4 protein-coding genes are annotated in these 5,174 nt (G+C 77.2%); 3 read left to right on the forward strand and 1 reads right to left on the reverse strand.

From position 1 onward, the window contains the following. The 3 genes from N866_RS13925 to N866_RS13935 form a co-directional block, all read left to right on the forward strand. The coding region (locus N866_RS13925) for an AAA family ATPase (protein WP_034227385.1) at positions 1-747 on the forward strand (747 nt) is incomplete at its 5' end. Next, positions 747-2,024 (forward strand): DUF58 domain-containing protein, encoded by a 1,278-nt coding sequence (locus N866_RS13930; RefSeq protein WP_034227387.1) that lies wholly within the window; start codon positions 747-749, stop codon positions 2,022-2,024. The genes N866_RS13925 and N866_RS13930, both read left to right, overlap by 1 nt. Beyond that, positions 2,021-4,264, forward strand: a complete 2,244-nt coding sequence (locus N866_RS13935) for a transglutaminase TgpA family protein (protein WP_155855379.1) — start codon at positions 2,021-2,023, stop codon at positions 4,262-4,264. Before N866_RS13930 ends, N866_RS13935 begins: the two co-directional genes overlap by 4 nt. 275 nt (positions 4,265-4,539) lie before the next feature. Here the strand turns inward: N866_RS13935 and N866_RS13940 are convergent, their stop codons facing one another. Beyond that, complete coding sequence (locus tag N866_RS13940; RefSeq protein WP_034227391.1) at positions 4,540-4,935, reverse strand: DUF3040 domain-containing protein; 396 nt, start codon at positions 4,933-4,935, stop codon at positions 4,540-4,542. Positions 4,936-5,174: the final 239 nt, after the last annotated feature.

The following is a 5,174-nucleotide window of genomic DNA, read 5'->3' on the forward strand; positions in this document are numbered from 1 at the left end:
ACCGACCTGACCGGCGTCACCATCTACCGGTCGCACACGCAGGAGTTCGAGTTCCGGCCCGGTCCGGTCTTCGCGAACATCGTCATCGGCGACGAGATCAACCGGGCCTCGCCCAAGACGCAGTCCGCCCTGCTCGAGTGCATGCAGGAGGCGCAGACGACGGTCGACGGCACCACGTACCCGCTCCCCCGGCCGTTCCTCGTCGTCGCGACGCAGAACCCCGTCGAGATGGAGGGCACCTACGCCCTCCCCGAGGCGCAGCGTGACCGCTTCATGGCGCGCCTGAGCGTCGGCTACCCGTCCCGCGACGCCGAGGTCGAGATGCTCGACCGCCAGGAGGCGGTCGACCCGCTGGCCCACCTCGTCCCGGTCGCGACCGTGGACCACGTGACCCGCCTCGTGGACGTGTGCCGCCGCCTGTACGCCGCGCCCGGCGTCAAGCAGTACGTCGTCGACCTCGCCGACGCGACGCGGCGCGACCCCATGCTCCGGCTGGGTGCCTCGCCCCGCGCCGGCATCCAGCTGCTGCGCGCCGCCAAGGCCCTCGCGGCGATGTCGGGCCGCGACCACGTCCTGCCCGACGACGTGCAGGAGTTCGCGGAGCCGGTGCTCGTCCACCGCCTGCTCCCCAGCACGGAGGCACGGCTCGCCGGCCAGGCGGCCGCGGAGACGCTCCGGGCGGTCGTGGCGCGGACCCCGGTCCCGGGCGCCGCGCACGACGTCGCCCCCCGGGCGGCGACCGGCTGATGGGTGCGCGTCGCCTGCGACTCACGGCGCGGGGCACGGCGCTGCTCACCCTCGGGGGCGCCGCGCTCGTCGCGGGCGTCCTGCTGGGCGTCACCTCCCTGGTCCAGGTCGGCCTCCTGCTGGTGCTCACCGTCGCGTCGAGCGTCGGCCTGCTCCACCTCCAGGCCCGGGACCAGGCCCGCGGGGCGCTGCACCTGACACGTCGCGTCACGCCGCACCCGGTGACGGAGGGCGACCCGGCCACGGTCGAGGTGGCGCTCACGAGGGACCGGACCGGCCGGACCGCACCGCGCCTGGACCGCCTCGAGATCGCCGAGCGCGCCGCCCGCGAGCTCTCCGGCGGGGGGCCGCTCCGGGCTCGGGTCAGCCGGGAGCGGCACGCGCTGCGCCTCACCTATGCCATCAGCCCGACGGTCCGCGGCCGTTGGGGCGTCGGACCGGTCCAGCTGCACCGCGCGGACCCCTTCGGTGTCGCGCGGTGGTCCGGTCCCCTGGGAGAGCCGGCGCTCGTCGCCGTCCGCCCGCGCACCACCCCGCTGAGCATCACCTCCTCCGCCATGTCCAGCGACGCCGACCGGGTCGTGCTCGGCGCCCGGAGCCCCTCGCCCGACGACACGGCCCTGCGCGACTACCGCGCCGGGGACGACCTGCGCCGGGTGCACTGGCCCACGAGCGCGCGGCGCGGGGAGCTGGTCGTCCGGCAGGACGAGCGGTCCGGTCGCCGGCCCGCGAGCGTGCTGCTCGACCTCCCCGCGGACGCCGACGCCGGGGAGTGGTCGATCCGCCTGGCCGCGTCCGTCGCCGTCGCGCTCGTCGGCTCCGGGCACCACGTCCGGCTCCTCGGGGGCGACGTCCTCGACGCCGCCCGGGACCACCACCGGCCGGACGCGACCGGCGCCGCGGTCGCCGCGCTCCTGGACCAGACCGTGGACCTCACCATGCCCGTCGACGCCGCCGAGCGCACCGCCTGGCTGCGCACGGCGGTCGACACGCTGCAGGCCGACGCCGGCGGCAGCGAGCTCGTCCTCGCGCTGGTGGGCGAGCTCGACGACGAGACCCTCGGGGCGCTGGCCCGCACCGGCGAGACGACGCACGGCTGGGCGATGGTCCGGACCGCCGAGACCGCCGAGCCCCTCGCGACGGCGGCGGCCGAGCGGACGGCCCAGAGCCTGAGCCGGGCGGGGTGGGCGGTGTGCCTGGTCCGCGTCGGCGAGGACCTGGCGGCCTGCTGGGAGCGACTGCTCGGCTCCGACGACCGGGCGGTGATGTCCCGGTGAGCCGCCGCCCCGTGCCCCCGACCGGCGCGCGCGCCTGGCTCGCCGCCGGCCTCGTCGTGGCCGGCGTCCTCGCCGGCGTGTGGAGCCTGCGTCCGATCCTGGCCCCGGGGCCCTGGCTCGCGACGACGACGGTCACGGTCGTCGTCGTCGGCGCCGTGATGGCGACCGCCCGAGCCCTGAGCGCCTCGTTCCTGGCCCCCACCCTGTGGGGCGTCGGGGCGTCGGCCGTGGCCGTGGCGGCCCTCTACTCCGGCCCGGGCCGGCTCACGGTGCCCCTCCCGACCCTGGAGACGCTCCGCGCCCTGCGCCGCGTGACGGAGGCCGGCGCCCGGGCGGTCGCGGAGGGCTCGGTCCCGCTGCCGCCGTCGCGCGGCGCCGAGATGCTCGTCGTCGTCGGCGCCCTGGCGGTCGTGGTGGTCACGGACGCGCTGGCCGTCTCCCTGGGGCGGGCGGGCCTGGCCGGCCTGGCCCTCGCCGGCCTGTGGACCGTCGCCATCGTCTTCGAGGCACCGCCCGGGCTCGTCCCGCTGCTCGCGGGCGGGACGTCGTTCCTGCTGCTGCTGGCCCTGACCCGGCCACGGCGGTCGCGGGCCGGATCCTGGCGGGACGGCTGGGTCGTCGCCGCCACGGCCGGCGGGGTCACGGTCGCGGCGGTCGTCGCCGGGCCGCTCCTGTCCGCCGTGCCGGGCTGGGGCACGGTCACGCTGCCGTCGACGTGGGGCGACGGGCCCGGCTCGGGCAGCGGTCCCGTGGAGCTGTCGCTCGACCTGGACATGCGGTCCAGCCTCGGCAGCCGGTCCGACCGGCCCCTCATCTCCTACACGCTCACCGGCGCGGACCCCGCACCGTTGCGGCTCTACACGCTCACCGAGTTCGACGGCACCCAGTGGCAGCGCGACGAGGCGCCGACCCCGGAGCAGCCGGCAACCGGGGCGCTGTGGCCGGCGGAGGAGGGCCGCGCCGCGGCGGAGACCGCCGACCCCGCGCAGGAGGGTGTCGGGACGCTGTCCGTCGAGGTGGGCGACCTCGACCAGGACCGCCTCCCCCTCCCGCTGGACCCGCGGCGCGTGGCCGTCGACGGCGACTGGCGCTACGACGCGGAGCGCGACGAGGTCGCCGCGGCGGCCCGGGCGACGACCCGAGGCCTGCGCTACGACGTCGTCGTGGTCCCCCGGGACCTGTCCTCGACGGCGCTCCAGGCCGACGCCGTCGCGCCGGTCGCGCCCGACTCCCCCTACCTCGCGCTGCCCCAGACGAGCTTCGCGGGCGACGTGGCGTCCCTGGCCCGTGAGGTCACCGCGGGGACGGTGACGCCGTACGACCAGGCGCTGGCCCTGCAGTCCTACCTGCGGGACGGCTCGCGGTTCCGGTACGACACGGAGGTGCCGGAGCCCACGACCGACGACGCCGTGTGGGACTTCCTCACGGACCGGACGGGGTACTGCGTGCAGTACGCGACGGCGATGACCGTCATGGCGCGGCACCTCGGTCTGCCGAGCCGGATGGCCGTGGGCTTCCTGCCCGGGACGACGTCGGGCGGCGGGCGGTACGACGTGACCGGGCAGCTCGCGCACACGTGGCCCGAGATCTGGTTCGCCGACGCCGGCTGGGTGCGCTTCGAGCCCACCCCGGCCGTGCAGACCGGTGCCCCGCCCGTCTACGCGGACCCCGCGATCGCCACACCCGTCGAGCCGACGCAGGAGCCCGCCCCGGGCACCGCGGCCACGCCGGCACCGACGAGCGCACCGGACCCGGCAGGACCGGGGACGGGGATCGCCGACGGCGAGGTGTCGATCGGCACGACGCGCGTGCCCGTCGTCGCGGCCCTCGTCGCGCTCGCCCTCCTCGCGCTGGCGACGACCGCCGCGGTGGTCGTCGTCCGACGCCGGACCGCCCGGGCGGTGCCCACCGGGCCCGAGGCCACCTGGGACCGGCTCCGTGTCGCGCTGGCCGGGCGTGGGGTGCGGTGGGACGACGCCACCACGCTCCGCGGCGCCGGGCGGGTCGTACTCGACGCCTACGGCACGGACCCGCCGGAGACGCTCCGGCACGCCCTCGGGCGGCTGGTCGGGACCGCGGAGGCGGCCCGCTACGCGCCGACCGCGCCCACGTGGGACCAGGAGGACCTCGACCGGTGGTCGGGCGAGGTGCTCGACGCCTTCGACGCGCGGGACACGACGGGCGACGACCAGGACCGACAGACGGTGGCACGGACGGCCGAGCGCTCACCCGTCGGGTGACGCCCCCGTCGTCCGGGCCGTGGAGCTGTCCACCGCGCGGAGCCCGGGGCCAGGTCGTCGTGGCGCGCGGCGGAGGGTGCGCGGCCCCGTCCGAGCGCGGCGTGCGTCGTCACCCGGGTCGGGGCGTGCGTCGTCGCCCGGGTCGGTGTGCGGCGTTCCTGGGACGGTGTGCGGCGTTCCTGAGGACGACGCAGCGCCCCGGGCCCGTGGGCCCGAGGCGCTGCGTCGGAAGCGTGCTGCTCGCTCGGTCTGTCTGTGGGTCGGCGTGTCTGGGGTCAGCGTCCGCGCTCGTCGCGGCGCCGGTCCCACCGTTCCTCCATGCGCTGCAGGAGGCCGCTCGACCGGGGCGGGCGGGCCGGGGGGCTCGACCGTCGTACCTCGCCGTCCGCACCCACGACACCCGTGGGCCCGCCACGTCGCGGCGGGGAGAACGCGAAGACCACGGACACGAACATGACCACGAACCCGAGGACGCCCACGAGCGGGTTGCTCGTGGCCGCGCCGAGGACGAGGACGGTGAGTCCGACGAGGGCCCCGAGCGAGACCAGCACCCACCGGCGCAGACCGTGCGAGGCGCGGCCCTGGAAGGTGTTGACCAGCTTGGGGTCGTCAGACGAGAGCTGACGCTCCATCTGCTCCAGTACGCGCTGCTCGTACTCGGACAGAGGCATCGCTACCTCCGCGGTGCCGGTGGGACGGGGACCCGTTCAGGATAGGTCCACCCTGGCGTCCTGGGTAGTTGAGCGCCGGACGTCACCCGGAGCCCTTCTCAGGTTCGCCCCGCCGGGGCGGTGCCGCGCCGTCCGGGTACGGTCTGCCACCGGGTCGGGCGGGTGCCGCGGACGGCGGCGCGGGTGCCGGCCGGTGGACGAGCGCCGCCGGTCCCACCGCCGCGGTGCCGAACCGCGCG

It is taken from the genome of Actinotalea ferrariae CF5-4, from assembly GCF_000603945.1.
Lineage (GTDB): Bacteria > Actinomycetota > Actinomycetes > Actinomycetales > Cellulomonadaceae > Actinotalea > Actinotalea ferrariae.

Excerpts from the sequence above, each read along its gene's own strand:
- N866_RS13930 (WP_034227387.1), top strand. The coding sequence starts at position 747 with ATGGGTGCGCGTCGCCTGCGACTCACGGCGCGGGGCACGGCGCTGCTC.
- N866_RS13940 (WP_034227391.1), bottom strand. The coding sequence starts at position 4,935 with ATGCCTCTGTCCGAGTACGAGCAGCGCGTACTGGAGCAGATGGAGCGT.